The sequence below is a fragment of the Sulfitobacter sediminivivens genome, assembly GCF_042611115.2.
In the GTDB taxonomy this organism is placed as follows: Bacteria; Pseudomonadota; Alphaproteobacteria; order Rhodobacterales; family Rhodobacteraceae; genus Sulfitobacter; species Sulfitobacter sediminivivens.
In genome coordinates this window covers 68,758-82,298 of the sequence record NZ_JBHGAR020000005.1, presented here as the reverse complement: position 1 = coordinate 82,298, position 13,541 = coordinate 68,758, and the positions used below count along the sequence as shown (strand labels likewise).

Here is a 13,541-nt window from a genome sequence, read left to right as displayed (position 1 = left end):
TAATTTGATCCGCATAGGGCAAGATGGGTGAACACGGTCTTCTGTTGTGGTTCAGGTGCCCAAACACTTCATTTCCGAAGTCAATCTTTGCCGCCCATCTGCGTCTTAAAGAATGCCAATGCGTCAGCGTTGTCCCAGTCCGCCGGTCCTGGTTTACGCCCAATTTCTTGTCCCTGAGGATTGATCAAGAGAGTTGTCGGCATCGCGAATATACCAAGTTTACGCATTGCCGATCCGGTTTCATCAATAAAAATATTGGCCTCATCAAGACCAAGCTCCTGGTAGAGTTCGCGCACATTGTCCAGGCGACCTGCATCCGTTGACAATGCAACAACCTGAAACCTGTCTCCGCCAAGTTCTTGTTGCAGACCTTGCAATTCAGGCAGTTCTTTGCGGCACGGCGGACACCAGGTGGCCCAGACGTTCAGGAGGACGTACTTTCCTTTGAAATCGTCGAGGGTGAGTGGATTTTCAGATGCATCGGTGAATACAATCGTCGGGACAGGTTTGGCTGTGGAATGGATGCCAAAAAGAAACTTTCCACCTTGGGCGGAAGATGTGCCTGCAAGCAGCGCGAAAAAGGTGGCGCAAAGACCGTATCGGCGCATCCATCCGTTCACTATCTTTCTCCTAACCGCGCAAGTATCGTGCGAACAACCGTTCCGCCTTCGGGATGTGTTCTGGCCTTTCTCGAGGGCTCGGTCCACGCAATGAAGACACCGTCGTTGCCGAGAGCCATGCGAGGAAATCCGACCGTTCTCCCAGTTGGGCTTACACCAATAATGCTGGGGTGCGTACATCCGGATTTTGCGTCAACCGCGCAGATCAACACTGTCTCACCCTGCGGGGTCTGTTCCACCCATGTGACCAATGGAGGACCACTTGCTTGCTGAAGAACATCAACCCGCCCGGAAGGAGCGCCATTGTCGATCTCCAGCGGTGCTCCAAAGCTCACACCGTCATCATCTGAAAATGCGACCTTTACCTTTGGCACATCACCCGCTGCTGTAAACCAAGCGACAACTGTCTGGCCACCATTGCTATCGATTGCAGGCCCGTTAATGGGACACCCTTCGATATGCCAGCCATCAACAGCGACAGAAGTTGGTTCCGACCATCCATCCTGGGTTTTGCGAACAATTGAGATGTCGCGGATATCACTTGATGATCGGTCCCGATAGACAGCCAGAACCGTTCCTAGATCCGTGACAACGGCAGATGTCTGACAACAGGTGCAGGTCCGTTCATCAAGCAGTGTATCATCCGCCATGACACCGTCAGCTGCGACAAAGCGTGCACGCAGTTGCATGGCATTGGCGGCATCATCCTGAGACCCATAGGTGTCATAATTGCGGCCATCCAGCCAGATTGCAGTGAATTCACTGCCCTGCCCTGGCAGCAAGGTCACAAACCCATGCTCACGCTGTGATCGGTCGTCATGCGGGATGAATGGCGTGCCCCAGGTTTTCCCTTCGTCTTCCGACAGCGCGATTTTTACATCGTATTGATACGACGCGTCACCGTTGATTTGCAGCCAATGGGCTGCGAGCGTCTCGCCTGACAATGCGATTACAGAGGGGAAGTCTGCCCAGTTTACGAAAAGGTCGTTGCCTTGCACGACAGTCTGTGGCGTCGACCAACCGGACGCATCGGCGATTGCAGTCTTTACCGCGAACCCATTTCCTTCTGGTTCAGTCCAACTCATCAGGACGCGACCGTCTCTTGTGGTCGAAAGGAATGGTTCGCGTGCACCGTCAGCCACGGGAGCAGCGAGTTCTGTTATCGACGAGATAAGCGCCTCTTCTGCGAAGGCTTTCTGAACGTCGGCGAAAAACAAACAGGTAATTGCCAAAAAGCCCTTTGCACTCAGTTTCGCCAGTCTGTTCAGCATAAGCATCACCTCACCTCGCTAGGTTATTAAACAGATCATCGCATCAAAACTACAGCCACGCAAAGGTGCCGCGACAAGCACCCGGTTTTATTTATGAAATCAACCGTTGACCTTCCAGTGCGGGAACCAGCTAGTTTTAAGATCTAGAAGAAAGAAACTGAAAAAACGAAATTTTCATTGCCCGAAATGAGCTGTGGCCATTGCAAATCCGCGATCGAAAACGCGATCAAAGAGGTGGATAGGAATGCGCAAGTGATTTTCGAAATGGCCAACCGGGTCGTCACCGTTAATAGCGATGCAATGGCTGGAACCTTGGTCCCTTCCATGAACGCGGGTGATTATGAGTCAGATGCCCTTTGACACTCAACCTATAGTCGGCACGCCTCTATTGGCTCCCAGTTGCCTGCGCCCCAGCCCTCAGAGGAAGAAATAATGGATGAAACGATACCCAATGAACGCCGGGATTTCCTGTATTTCGCCACCTCAGGTGCAGGTGCAATAGCGGTCAGCGCAGCCGTCTGGCCGCTGATAAACCAAATGAACCCCTCGGCAGACGTTTTAGCACTCTCAACCATCAGGGTGGATATATCTACTTTGAAGGTAGGTAGCCAATTGACAGTAAAATGGCGTGGTAAGCCGGTATTCATCCGATTTAGAACCCCTGAAGAAATCGAGACCGCAAAAGCAGATAACCTTGAAAATTTGCCAGACCAAATTGCAAGAAATCCAAACGTAAAGGATGACGCGCTGGCAACGGATGATAATCGGGCGGTCGCGGGACAAGAGCAGTTTCTAGTCATGATCGGCGTGTGTACGCATTTAGGCTGTGTGCCGATAGGCGACGGCGCGGGAGACTTTGGCGGATGGTTCTGCCCCTGTCATGGGTCGCACTACGATACCGCCGGGCGCATAAGAAAGGGTCCCGCCCCTGAAAACCTCCATATCCCGGAGATGCTGCTGTCTGACGATCTTGTTCTGACGATTGGCTGAACGACATCGTCCGGTCGTGGCTTATTTCCTACGTTCAACAAAGTCACAGCGAAGCCCTATAGTTCACCATTCTCCAGAGAACCGGTGTCTGTACAATCACGTTGGCAGAAACAATCTCGGTACTCCGTCTCGCAACACGCTCCACAATGCTGTTTTAGGGCAACGCCAATCGCGCCCCTTGCGCGGTGCAGGCGTACCCGCAGATTTTCTTGTGAGACACCCATATCTGCTGCGACCAATTTGCGTGGCTCCTCCAGAAAATCAACCCGCCTCAGTATCTCCGCATACTCGGGCCTGAGATCGGGGAGCAAACCGCGAAGGCAATTGCAGATCGTGTCATTCTCTTCCTGCCCGGCACGATCAGTTTCCAAGACCATTCGCTCTTGTGAATAGCGGGTATAATTGCGATTTCGGACTGTTTCTTTGCGGAAATGATCCATCAGAACAGACTTTAGAACCGTGTAAAGCCAACCAAGAGCGCTGCGTTCATCGCGCAGTCGTGTCTCGCTTTGCATCACCCGGATGCAAAAACTATGCAAGACGTCTTCTGCTGTCGCCTTGTCACCCACGCGACGCAGCAGATAGCGCTGAAAGTCGATGTAGTGCGCCTTTAAAGCGAGTTCCAAAGCAGGCGAAACCGGTCGGAAGTCATCAGGCAGGATTGGCACATTCGCCGGTATTTGGCTTGGATCAGACATTTCACGCCTCCTCTTCGGAACGTTAGTCCAAAGTGTGAACCTGGCACCACAACAATAACCTGTGAACCGTCAATTCCTTAACGAGTTGGCGGTATTGGAATGCCTGCTTGGCTTGTCATATAAAAATATGGGCTGGTCCTGTTTCGTGCTACACTGAAATTATGCGTAGCAGTCATTTGCACTCACCATTTTCAAGCTTCACGCGGTATTGCTGTTTCGTGAGAACCATATTTCTGACTGCTGCTCTAATTTTTGGAACAGCTCATTCCGATTTCGATCATCCATCAGAGATTGATAACAATGCCACTGATGTGTTGGTGTATGGCGTGACTGAGACAGCTGGCAATCAATTTGCCTTGCAAGCGTCACACCCTGTATCTTGTCCGTCACAATCCGTCTGTCACAGCCAACAGTTACTAATGTCCAAGATGGAAGCGGCCAGACGGCCCTTGCCTGGAAACTTCTGCCGTCTTTTGCCCGATTTCAGTTTTGGCAAAAGCCGCATGGTTTCGCCAGACGATCCTCCTCCGATTGCTTGACGATCCGGCGTTGGCATAACCTTTTTCAGGTTTTCCTTTCTGCACCTGTAACGGTCTCCCACTGACAACGTCCTGATATTGAACCCGCGGAAACACGCGGCCTGTCGCGGTTGAGCGACGTCAAGCTTCAAGGAGCGATCCAAATGTCAGATTCAAAAACCATCCGTATTTTTCCGATTGGGATGTCGCTTGGCATCCTGTTGGCGCTGAGCTTTGCACTCTGCGTGGTGTTCGGGCTGCTCTTTCCGGGGGCCGCGATGTATCGGGCGTGGTTACCTCTCCTGCCCGGCGTGATCTGGATCAACTGGCCGAGCGCCCTATTGGGTCTGGTCGAGAGCTTTGCCTATGGCTGGTACATCGCGGTGATCTTCGTTCCAGCATGGAACTTCTTTTCAAGGAGGACATCGGAATGAACACCATCACTTCAATTGACAGGCTCATTCCGGCAAATACGGATGCGACCACCTCATCATCCAACAAAAATCCACCCCTGCCTGATCCGGTCGCCTATGGCCGCGATCTGTGGGAACGCTCAGTGCTGTTCATGGACACGCTACGCGAACGCGCCGACAACATGATTGCGCATGAACGCGCCGGGATGCCGCCACTGCTGGATTTCAAATATGAAACGCTGCTGGATGCACGACGGTTCGGCCGCCCAGCCAATTACGCTCTGCTCAGGATCACAGATGTTGAAGGCAACTGCTGGGATGATTGTATCGATCCCACAAAGCCGCCCGTCATCGTCGTGGACCCGCGCGCCGGCCACGGTCCTGGCATTGGCGGCTTCAAGCGCGACAGCGAAGTTGGCATGGCGATGGCCGAAGGGCACCCGATCTATTTCGTCATCTTCTTTCCTGAGCCCGAGCCAGACCAAACCATTGAGGACGTTCTGTTAGCACTACGTCGTTTTGTTAAAGAGGTCTCAGTGCGACACGATGGTGCCGCCCCTGTCCTCTATGGCAATTGCCAAGCCGGTTGGGCCGTTACGCTTCTGGCGGCACATTGCGAAAGCCTCGCAGGGCCCGTGGTTCTTAACGGATCGCCCCTGTCCTATTGGGCAGGCAGAGAGGGCGTGAACCCAATGCGTGTCACTGGCGGATTGCTCGGCGGCGCGTGGCTGGCCCATTTAACCGCTGATCTGGGCGACGGACGTTTTGACGGGGCTTGGCTGGCCCAGAACTTCGAGAGTCTGAAGCCGGGAAAAGCGATCTGGGAGAAATACGCCAACCTGCTCACTCACGTGGATACCGAACGTGACCGCTTTCTCGACTTTGAGCGGTGGTGGAGCGGCTTTTACACGCTGAGCCGCCCGGAAATAATTTCGATTACACAAAACCTGTTCATCGGCAATCAACTGGAAAGTGGCGAAATGCCGATCGGAAATCATTGTGTGGCCGACTTACGCAAAATCAAAAGCCCGATGATCATTTTTGCATCTTACGGAGATAATATCACGCCTCCCGCGCAGGCCCTTGGCTGGATTCCCACAGTCTACAAGAACACCGCCGACCTCAAAGCAGCAGGTCAGCGCATCGTTTACCTGACCAACGCCCATGTCGGACATCTGGGCATCTTCGTGTCGGCCTCGGTCGCTCGCCTCGAGCACCGTGCCATTCTGGAAAGCTCGGGAAAGATCGAAAAGCTAAAACCGGGTCTTTACGAGATGATGATTGAAAATCCGTCGGGTGATCCTGATTGCCACGCACCAAATTATAAAGTCCGGTTCGAGGCTCGAGATGTGAGCGACCTCGATCATCAGGTTCCAGAACAGGCGTTTAATTCAGTACGCCGGGTTTCTGAGATAAACGAAGCGTTCTATTCCGCCTTTATCAGCCCCTTTGTGCGCCTGATCACGACGCCAGCCAGCGCCGATATTTTAAAATGGATACACCCCATGCGCACCAGTCGTCTGATGTTCTCTGAAAGGTTCAATCCTTGGATGTGGCTTGTGCGACAGACGGCAGACAGCATTGCCAGAACACGGACGCCACTTGAACCAGACAACCCGATGATGCAGCGCGAGCAGGCTGCAATTGCTGCAGTCGGAGAAGCCATCGAACGGGCGCGCATCGCGCGTGACGCGACCTACGAACGCACGTTCAGAATGCTTTATGGCAGCAAGGCGCAAAAAGACGACAACGACGCGGATATGGCGGTCTGACGTGAAAGGAAGAAGCAAATGCAATGGATCATTGAAAACTGGCTGCTCGTGCTTGTCGGCGGGGCCCTGATCGGGATGCACCTTTTTGGGCATGGCCACGGACATGGTGGCAAAAAAAGTGGCCACGATTACGCCTCACACGACGATACAAAGAAGTGTGATCGGAAGACCACAAACAGGACAGGGGAAAATACCGATGCCTGAGCAGATTATTCTGACACCATATGCCGGGTCGTCCTCGCTCAAGTTTGCTCTGTTCACCGTCTCAAGCCAATCAAAACGACTTTGGTCCGGGGCGATTGACCGGATCGGCTTGCCCGGCGCGAATTTTCAGCTGAGCGATGTCCGCAGGACTTTTATGCTTGAAGAACCCGGCCATATCGACAGTCACGATAAAGCCCTCACACGCTTGCGTAAAGCCATTGCAAGCCTGCCGGGATCGATGGTTCTGGTCGCTGTCGGACACCGAATTGGACTTGGTGCACCCGAACGCGATCGCCTCAAGGATGTCACACCTGCCCTTTCGGCCCGTCTGCGACGGCTTACCTATTTGGCACCACTACACATGCCGCCCAATCTTGCAGGGGTCGACGTTTTGCAGGCAAGCCGGCCCGATCTGCCGCAAGTGCCCTGTTGCGATACATCGTTTCACCATGATTTGCCAAGGCTGGCACGGATGGCCTTACTGGCAATGCCGGCATTGATGCGTGACCGCAGCAGGGCGCGGGAAAGGCTGCCACTTTTGGATGAGGCAAGCCTCGCGGCTTCACCACAACCTGAACATGCTTGCTGCGCGTCCCGCTCGACAGCAGCCTTTGTGGAGGCATCAAAATGAAAAACACCGTCATTGCTCCTGATCCCGTCCGGGTGCTGGACAGGATTGGCAAAAACGCCTGATCGTCGGCATCGCCAATGAACACAGTCTGGCCTGGTCGGCGGCAATCAATTGCTACGCTGCAAACGCTGATCTTGCGCTGACCAATCTCAGCGAAAAAGCACGGCCTCTCGTTGAGTCTTTTGCAAAATTGGCCGAACTGCTGATGGCCCGAGGCGGCAGCCTGAAAACGCTGAGCTTTTTGGGCGCTGAAAAAGTCGTGGATCACTACAACCTGATGGGTCCGGTCCAGGCGGCTCTTGAGACCTCCGTTCGTTTTCTGGCGCATGAACTGTGGGGGGGGCACCTTCCCGCTGCTGGACAGCGACCACACAACTGCCATCACTGGCGAAATCCTGCATGTCGATGCCGGCTTTCACGTCGAAGGCATGGTTTTTCACTGAACACCGCCCTGCGCCACATGCACAGGGTCGACGACACAAAAGGAACTTAAAATGAATGTAACCAAAGACGGATCTAATAAATCAACAGATGAAACCGAGAATTTCGATACGGTGCCGGAAGGGTTTTCGGGCACGGTCTATACCTGCCCGATGCACGCTCAGGTACGACACCCCGGCCCCGGATCCTGTCCGATTTGCGGCATGGGACTGGAGCCGGAAACCATCAGTCTGAATGACGAAGGCCCGAACCCGGAACTGGTCGATTTCACCCACCGCATGTGGGTCGGTGCCGTTCTGACAGTGCCGCTACTGGTTCTGGCAATGGGTCCGTTCATCGGCATTACATACTTTATGGACTTGTTGGGCAAACGCACCTCCCTGTGGTTTGAGCTTGCGCTTGCCACCCCTGTGATCTTTTGGTCAGGTTGGCCATTTTTTACGCGTGGATATCAGTCGTTCCGCACGATGAATCTTAACATGTTCAGCCTGATTTCGATGGGTGTGGGCGCAGCCTATGCCTTTAGTATCGTTGCGGTAATTGCACCGCAGATGTTTCCAGACGGTTTCCGGGACGAGAATGGCAACGTTGGCGTCTATTTCGAGGCAGCAGCTGTGATTGTTACTTTGGTTTTGTTGGGTCAGGTGATGGAACTGCGGGCCCGCGAAGGCACAGGCAAGGCGATCCGCGCGTTGCTGGACATGGCTGCAAAGACCGCACTGGTGATCCGACCCGGCGGCACCGAAGAAGAAATCGACCTAGATCAGGTACAGTTGGGCGATCATTTGCGCGTACGCCCCGGGGATAAAGTGCCGGTCGATGGTGTGGTTGTCGATGGCCGCTCGTCGGTGGACGAAAGCATGATCTCGGGCGAACCTGTTCCGGTCGAGAAAGTTGCAGGCGAACCCGTCACCGGCGCAACGATCAACGGCACCGGCAGTCTGGTGATTGAAGCCACCCGCATTGGTGCGGATACTATGCTGTCCCAGATCGTACAGATGGTCGCCAACGCGCAGCGCAGCCGCGCACCGATCCAGAAATACGCCGATCAGGTGGCGGGCCTCTTTGTGCCGGCGGTTATCGCCGTCGCGATCATGTCGTTCGCCGTCTGGTCGATCTGGGGGCCTGACCCGGCAATGGCCTACGGGCTGGTGTCGGCAGTCGCCGTCCTGATCATCGCCTGCCCATGTGCGCTTGGTCTGGCAACGCCGATGTCGATCATGACGGCAACGGGGACCGGAGCGCAGATGGGTGTGCTGATCAAGAACGCCGAGGCGCTCGAAAGGTTTGAAAAGATCGACACGCTGATCGTCGACAAGACCGGCACGCTGACCGAAGGCAAACCCAAGCTGGTCGCGGTGCTGCCCGAGGATGGACACGACGCGGCAGAAGTTCTGCGTCTCGCCGCCTCGTTGGAACGCGGGTCCGAACATCCCCTGGCCGAGGCCATCGTGCGCGGGGCCGAAGCGCGCGGCGTGGTTCTTGCGAAAGCAGAAGACTTTGAAGCGGTGACAGGCAAAGGCGTCAAAGGCATTGTCGATGGCAAATCCGTCGCTTTGGGCAATACAGCACTGATCAAGGAATTGGGGTTGGACAGCGGCCCATTGGTCGATACCGCAAATGCGCGGCGCGATGAAGGCGAGACGGTGATGTTCATTGTGTTGGACGGTGCCATCGCCGGGCTCGTCAGCGTGGCCGATCCGATCAAGGAAACCACGCCAGCGGCCCTCAAGTCGCTGCACGAGCTGGGCTTTCGCATCATCATGGCTACCGGCGATAATGAGCGTACGGCCCAGGCCGTTGCCAGCCGTCTTGGCATTGACGAGATCCGCGCTGACGTGTTGCCGGAAGACAAGGCCCGCATCATTCGCGAGTTGCAGGCCGAGGGCAAGAAAGTCGCCATGGCCGGTGACGGCGTTAACGACGCCCCTGCCCTTGCACAGGCCGACGTCGGCATTGCGATGGGCACTGGCGCGGATGTCGCGATCGAAAGTGCCGGATTCACGCTGGTCAAGGGCAACCTCGACGGCATTGTGCGGGCGCGCAAATTGTCCCACGCGACAATGCGCAATATTCGACAAAACCTATTCTTCGCGCTGATCTACAACGCGGCGGGCGTGCCGATTGCGGCTGGTATCCTCTATCCGTTCCTTGGCATTCTGATCGGTCCAATTTTCGCGGCCTTCGCAATGAGCGCATCGTCCCTGTCGGTGGTTCTGAACGCGCTGCGGCTACGGCGGCTCAAGTTCTAAAAAGGAGAAAAAGCCATGACACAATCTAAACGACGTACGACGATGTCGGCCGATCAGCGCAGTGCCAGCAATTGCCTGGTCGGGCCGGTCTTAGCGAAAATTGGCAGAGCGCTGATTGTGGCGCTGGCCCTCGCATTGCCTGCGGCCACCGCCCACGCGCACAGCTTTTCGCTCGCAGTTCTGGCGGGAGGAGAAGATGCGGTGACGCAGCTGAACTCTGCAGTCAAAGGCATATTACTGGCTACCAAAGAGCGGGATGGGCACGCGGACGAAACATCGGACGGGCATCTTGGTGGGCTTGATGTATTTATCGTGCCCTTGCCAACCCATGCTGCTGAGAACATTCGCGGGCTTAAGCGCATATCTCAAACTTCCATCGACATTGTGGTCCTAATCGGCCCCGAAGCGGGCGCAGATCTGGAAAAGGTTGAATTGAATCCGCAATCCATTGTTGTCCGACCCGGCACGATCAATACCAACCCATCAGAGGCCAGCGGAATGTTCGCAAAGCGGTTTGAAACTGAATACGGCACGGTCCCGGATCAGTGGGCAGCCGAAGGTTACAACGCAGCGCGGCGTATCGACTTGGCGGTACGCCCGTTGGGTGGCGTCGATGATCGCCGCGCATTGATCGCGGCACTGGCTGCGACAGAAAAATGGATTGAATGGTAAATGGAACATGAAAAACACATCCCCTCTGATCGGCTGGATGAAAACAGTTCGAAACCTGAACAAGAACCGCAAAAAATCGTTCTGGAAGTCACGATTTGGGATCAGTCTGATCATATCGTTGGGAATAGCTGCCCTGCTTCTGGGTTTTGAGCACCGCGTCCACATTTTTGCCGGGAACGGCTTTCTGGTCTTTCTGCTGTTGGGTTGCGTTGTGATGCATCTGTTCATGCATGGTGGCCACGGCAGACATGGCGGCGGTGACAAATCATGACCGACTATCCCGAATATGGCATTTGGGCCTTGCCGGATCAGATGCCGCGGAAAATGCCGCTAGCGTGGCGCCGGATAACATAGACGGGATGGGTGAGGTTTCCGTGAATTTTGGCCGGATACCGAATTAGGCGTGGGGAAATCAGAGCCTGATTTGACGCGATAGTAACATTAAAGCGCGGGCCCGCTTCTAATATAATCCAAATCCACAAGAAAGGACCATAACATGTGCCTCTCAGCGGAAGTCAGCTTTGCCGCCAGTGTTTTTCTTGTGGCAGGCGGTGCTTTTACGACCTCGAAAGCCACGCAAATCAACATGCTGTACCTGCCTGTTGCCCTTATGCCGCTCTTTGCGGCTATTCAACAATGCATGAAAAGCAATGTCTGGATGGGCGTCAATAGCGGCGATCCGTTTACAGTGTGGTGGGAGGCAAAGGGTTTCATCTTTTCACGTGGTTAATGTGGCCGATCTGGAGTCCCATTTCCGTCTAAGTTCTGGAACCGCCTGATAGCCCGCGCAAGAACCTGTTCCTGCTATTCACAGCTATCGGAATTGCATTTGGATTGCTGCTCTACGTGCCCCACGTAATTAATCCTGATTGGGTCAAGGTCAGCGTCAATCAGGATTCACTGGCTTATGAAGGCACAATGCTGCTGGATTACTTGATACCACGCTGGGTGACATATTTCATCTACCTGTTCCTTATTATCGGACCGCCGTTGAGGTCTCATTACATCCACCTGCGGTTCTTTGGCTGATACTGCCAATAATGACAGAACAGTCAGCCACCGCCAAATCCTCGGCCGCCCCAAATGGCTTATCGAACTCCAACGGACTCCCGCAGGTAGTTGGTGGCAGCATCGGGCAAACATTTGTTATCCGCATAAACTACAGGTTCACATTTTCAGGAGCGTTCAAGTGCGTTTTCAATCGTTCTGGTGACCGTCGCTGTCATATCCGGCAAATGGATGCATCTGACAGTCATGCGTTGGATATCGGGCGGTATGGCGCGGGTGCCGGCACGGCCGTCAATCGCGTAATGATGCCTGTTTTATTGCTGTTTTTGGCCTACTTCGGCGAGATTGTTATCTACGCGGCTGGATTTGGCGTCGGTCATCGCACGCTGAACCTTGGCACCATTTCCAGTGAGGGTGTTGAAACGATGCTCGATTATTTCTATTTTTCCGTTGTGAGCAATACGTCTCTTGGTCTTGGAGACATTTTTCCAAAAGATCATCTTTGCTTTCTATCAGGCGTCGAGGCACTAAACGGTTTCTTGCTGATCGCTTGGCCCGGTGCAATTCTGTTCGCGATGATGAACCGGCTTTGGCATTGGCCGCCCTGCGCTGTTCCAGAGAAAAGAGCCCCGCGAAATCGGTAACGCCCGACACCGGACAGTCGGACGCACCGATTCTTTTGGCATTGCTAATGGTCTTGAATTGGCTGCGGCGCTGTCCAGCGCGTCAGATAAACCCTCTCAAATGCGAAGACAGACCTAATCGCAATGACCGCAAAAAAGACAATGGCGGGATCTGATTGCAGCTTCATAATTGTAAAGGCAACCAGCACGGCAGCGTCAAAAAGCAGCGCCAAGCCAACGATCAGTGTATTTGCGTCAACCTCTTTTCGCATGTAGCACAAAACCCCCCAGTGCACGATCATGTCCATCACGAGGTAAAAGAAAGCCCCCAGTGAGGCGATACGCGTCAGATCGAAAAAGACTGCAAGAGTAGACGCGATAACAACTGTGTAGACCAATGTGTGGCTGCGGATCGGCCCCGACATTCCGAAATGCCGATGTGGTATCATGTTCATTTCCGTTAGCATTGCCAACATCCGCGAAACCGCGAATACGCTCGCCAGAACGCCTGACGCCGTCGCCACAGCCGCAAGAATGACGGTAAAGTAGAAACCTGCATTTCCAAGCGCGGGCGCTGCGGCCTCTGCAAGCGAATAGTCCTTTGCTGCGACGATCTGATCTATCGTCAGGCTCGAACCGACCGCAAAGGCCACTATCAGATAGACGACGACACAGATCGCGATCGAGATCATAATCGTGCGGCCGACATTGCGGTGCGGATCGGTGATCTCTCCGCCGCTATTGGTGATTGTTGTAAAACCCTTGAACGCCAGAATGGCAAGCGCGACTGACGCAACGAAGCCGATTGCATCAAATTCGGCCGATCCCTCACTTGCAGCCGCGAATTGGAACCCGCTGGACCACAAGGCCGCAATCCCGAACATAGCGATACCGCCGATCTTGAGAACAGCCATGATCAAGGACAAAAGTCCGACTGAGCGGCTTCCGGCAATATTGACCACAAAAGCAAAAAGGATGACGCCACGGCCAAAATTGGCACCAGCGGGCCACCGGCAATATCGAACGGACGCAAGACATAGGTGGCGAACGTCCGCGCGACCAGGCTTTCGGCGATCACCATCGACAGCGCCATTAACAGTGCGGCAGCCGCTGCAATAGCACCCGGCCCATAAGTTTTTTGCAGGATCATCGCGATACCACCAGACGATGGCCACGCGTTCGACATCTTGATGTAGCTGTAGGCGCTGAAACTTGTCACGATGGCCCCAGCAATAAATGCCAGCGGAAAGAGTGGTCCGGCCAGTTGCGCAATCTGACCAGTCAGCGCAAAAATTCCTGCACCGATCATCACGCCGGTGCCCATGGCAATCGCACCGCTCAGGCTGATGGAGCCTTTATTCTCAACATCATCGCTGTGCTTATATTCCATTGTTCAAGTTTTCCATTTAGTTTTTTTAGCTGGCCTTA

Annotated in this window: 16 protein-coding genes and 1 pseudogene; 13 read left to right on the top strand and 4 right to left on the bottom strand. The window is 54.3% G+C overall.

Going from position 1 to position 13,541, the window contains the following annotated elements; translation table 11 throughout:
• Positions 1-80: 80 nt before the first annotated feature.
• Together ACEWL3_RS07510 and ACEWL3_RS07505 are read right to left on the bottom strand one after the other, a co-directional pair.
• Positions 81-620: a TlpA family protein disulfide reductase gene (locus ACEWL3_RS07510; RefSeq protein WP_386179164.1), complete on the bottom strand. Its 540-nt coding sequence runs from the start codon at positions 618-620 to the stop codon at positions 81-83.
• Positions 620-1,891 carry a sialidase family protein gene (locus tag ACEWL3_RS07505; RefSeq protein WP_386179167.1) on the bottom strand — a complete coding sequence of 424 codons (1,272 nt, stop codon included), beginning with the start codon at positions 1,889-1,891 and terminating at the stop codon, positions 620-622. The genes ACEWL3_RS07510 and ACEWL3_RS07505 overlap by 1 nt, the downstream gene beginning before the upstream one ends.
• Before the next feature lie 177 nt (positions 1,892-2,068).
• Between ACEWL3_RS07505 and ACEWL3_RS07500 the strand changes: the two genes are divergently transcribed.
• Positions 2,069-2,251 carry a heavy-metal-associated domain-containing protein gene (locus ACEWL3_RS07500; protein WP_386179170.1) on the top strand — a complete coding sequence of 61 codons (183 nt, stop codon included), beginning with the start codon at positions 2,069-2,071 and terminating at the stop codon, positions 2,249-2,251.
• A gap of 72 nt (positions 2,252-2,323) precedes the next feature.
• Entirely contained in the window at positions 2,324-2,881 is a 558-nt protein-coding gene (gene petA, locus ACEWL3_RS07495) for a ubiquinol-cytochrome c reductase iron-sulfur subunit (protein ID WP_386179173.1), read from the top strand.
• 56 nt (positions 2,882-2,937) lie between these two features.
• Here petA and ACEWL3_RS07490 read toward each other — a convergent pair whose 3' ends face one another.
• Positions 2,938-3,579, bottom strand: coding sequence for an RNA polymerase sigma factor (locus ACEWL3_RS07490; protein WP_386179176.1), 642 nt, complete (start codon positions 3,577-3,579; stop codon positions 2,938-2,940).
• A 682-nt stretch (positions 3,580-4,261) separates the two neighbouring features.
• On the opposite strand from ACEWL3_RS07490, the gene ACEWL3_RS07485 reads away from it, so the two are divergent.
• The 11 genes from ACEWL3_RS07485 (at position 4,262) to ACEWL3_RS07435 (ending at position 12,134) form a co-directional block, all read left to right on the top strand.
• Positions 4,262-4,531 (top strand): DUF5676 family membrane protein, encoded by a 270-nt coding sequence (locus tag ACEWL3_RS07485; protein WP_386179179.1) that lies wholly within the window; start codon positions 4,262-4,264, stop codon positions 4,529-4,531.
• Positions 4,528-6,282: a DUF3141 domain-containing protein gene (locus tag ACEWL3_RS07480; protein ID WP_386179181.1), complete on the top strand. Its 1,755-nt coding sequence runs from the start codon at positions 4,528-4,530 to the stop codon at positions 6,280-6,282. The genes ACEWL3_RS07485 and ACEWL3_RS07480 overlap by 4 nt, the downstream gene beginning before the upstream one ends.
• An 18-nt stretch (positions 6,283-6,300) precedes the next feature.
• Complete coding sequence (locus tag ACEWL3_RS07475) at positions 6,301-6,486, top strand: hypothetical protein (protein ID WP_386179184.1); 186 nt, start codon at positions 6,301-6,303, stop codon at positions 6,484-6,486.
• Complete coding sequence (locus ACEWL3_RS07470) at positions 6,479-7,117, top strand: hypothetical protein (protein ID WP_386179187.1); 639 nt, start codon at positions 6,479-6,481, stop codon at positions 7,115-7,117. The genes ACEWL3_RS07475 and ACEWL3_RS07470 overlap by 8 nt, the downstream gene beginning before the upstream one ends.
• Before the next feature lie 190 nt (positions 7,118-7,307).
• Entirely contained in the window at positions 7,308-7,610 is a 303-nt protein-coding gene (locus tag ACEWL3_RS07465) for an SDR family oxidoreductase (RefSeq protein ID WP_435000664.1), read from the top strand.
• Between the two features lies 1 nt (position 7,611).
• On the top strand, positions 7,612-9,810 hold the full coding sequence (locus ACEWL3_RS07460) for a copper-transporting P-type ATPase (RefSeq protein ID WP_386179190.1): 2,199 nt from the start codon (positions 7,612-7,614) through the stop codon (positions 9,808-9,810).
• 15 nt (positions 9,811-9,825) lie between these two features.
• Complete coding sequence (locus tag ACEWL3_RS07455) at positions 9,826-10,482, top strand: hypothetical protein (protein ID WP_386179193.1); 657 nt, start codon at positions 9,826-9,828, stop codon at positions 10,480-10,482.
• A gap of 7 nt (positions 10,483-10,489) precedes the next feature.
• The gene (locus ACEWL3_RS07450; RefSeq protein WP_386179196.1) at positions 10,490-10,753 is read left to right on the top strand and encodes a DUF2933 domain-containing protein; all 264 of its coding nucleotides are present in this window, start codon (positions 10,490-10,492) and stop codon (positions 10,751-10,753) included.
• 225 nt (positions 10,754-10,978) lie between these two features.
• Entirely contained in the window at positions 10,979-11,212 is a 234-nt protein-coding gene (locus ACEWL3_RS07445) for a DUF6629 family protein (protein WP_386179199.1), read from the top strand.
• 116 nt (positions 11,213-11,328) lie between these two features.
• Positions 11,329-11,511, top strand: coding sequence for a hypothetical protein (locus ACEWL3_RS07440; RefSeq protein WP_386179201.1), 183 nt, complete (start codon positions 11,329-11,331; stop codon positions 11,509-11,511).
• A gap of 11 nt (positions 11,512-11,522) precedes the next feature.
• Positions 11,523-12,134: an ion channel gene (locus tag ACEWL3_RS07435; protein WP_386179204.1), complete on the top strand. Its 612-nt coding sequence runs from the start codon at positions 11,523-11,525 to the stop codon at positions 12,132-12,134.
• Positions 12,135-12,178: 44 nt separating this feature from the next.
• Here the strand turns inward: ACEWL3_RS07435 and ACEWL3_RS07430 are convergent.
• Positions 12,179-13,503, bottom strand: a pseudogene (locus ACEWL3_RS07430) (APC family permease).
• Between the last annotated feature and the right edge of the window lie 38 nt (positions 13,504-13,541).

What these genes read in the sequence shown, in the direction of transcription:
- ACEWL3_RS07505 (WP_386179167.1), bottom strand. Translation starts at nt 1,891, where the DNA reads ATGCTGAACAGACTGGCGAAACTGAGTGCAAAGGGCTTTTTGGCAATT.
- petA (WP_386179173.1), top strand. Translation starts at nt 2,324, where the DNA reads ATGGATGAAACGATACCCAATGAACGCCGGGATTTCCTGTATTTCGCC.
- ACEWL3_RS07490 (WP_386179176.1), bottom strand. Translation starts at nt 3,579, where the DNA reads ATGTCTGATCCAAGCCAAATACCGGCGAATGTGCCAATCCTGCCTGAT.
- ACEWL3_RS07485 (WP_386179179.1), top strand. Translation starts at nt 4,262, where the DNA reads ATGTCAGATTCAAAAACCATCCGTATTTTTCCGATTGGGATGTCGCTT.
- ACEWL3_RS07480 (WP_386179181.1), top strand. Translation starts at nt 4,528, where the DNA reads ATGAACACCATCACTTCAATTGACAGGCTCATTCCGGCAAATACGGAT.
- ACEWL3_RS07475 (WP_386179184.1), top strand. Translation starts at nt 6,301, where the DNA reads ATGCAATGGATCATTGAAAACTGGCTGCTCGTGCTTGTCGGCGGGGCC.
- ACEWL3_RS07470 (WP_386179187.1), top strand. Translation starts at nt 6,479, where the DNA reads ATGCCTGAGCAGATTATTCTGACACCATATGCCGGGTCGTCCTCGCTC.
- ACEWL3_RS07460 (WP_386179190.1), top strand. Translation starts at nt 7,612, where the DNA reads ATGAATGTAACCAAAGACGGATCTAATAAATCAACAGATGAAACCGAG.
- ACEWL3_RS07455 (WP_386179193.1), top strand. Translation starts at nt 9,826, where the DNA reads ATGACACAATCTAAACGACGTACGACGATGTCGGCCGATCAGCGCAGT.
- ACEWL3_RS07450 (WP_386179196.1), top strand. Translation starts at nt 10,490, where the DNA reads ATGAAAAACACATCCCCTCTGATCGGCTGGATGAAAACAGTTCGAAAC.
- ACEWL3_RS07445 (WP_386179199.1), top strand. Translation starts at nt 10,979, where the DNA reads ATGTGCCTCTCAGCGGAAGTCAGCTTTGCCGCCAGTGTTTTTCTTGTG.
- ACEWL3_RS07435 (WP_386179204.1), top strand. Translation starts at nt 11,523, where the DNA reads ATGACAGAACAGTCAGCCACCGCCAAATCCTCGGCCGCCCCAAATGGC.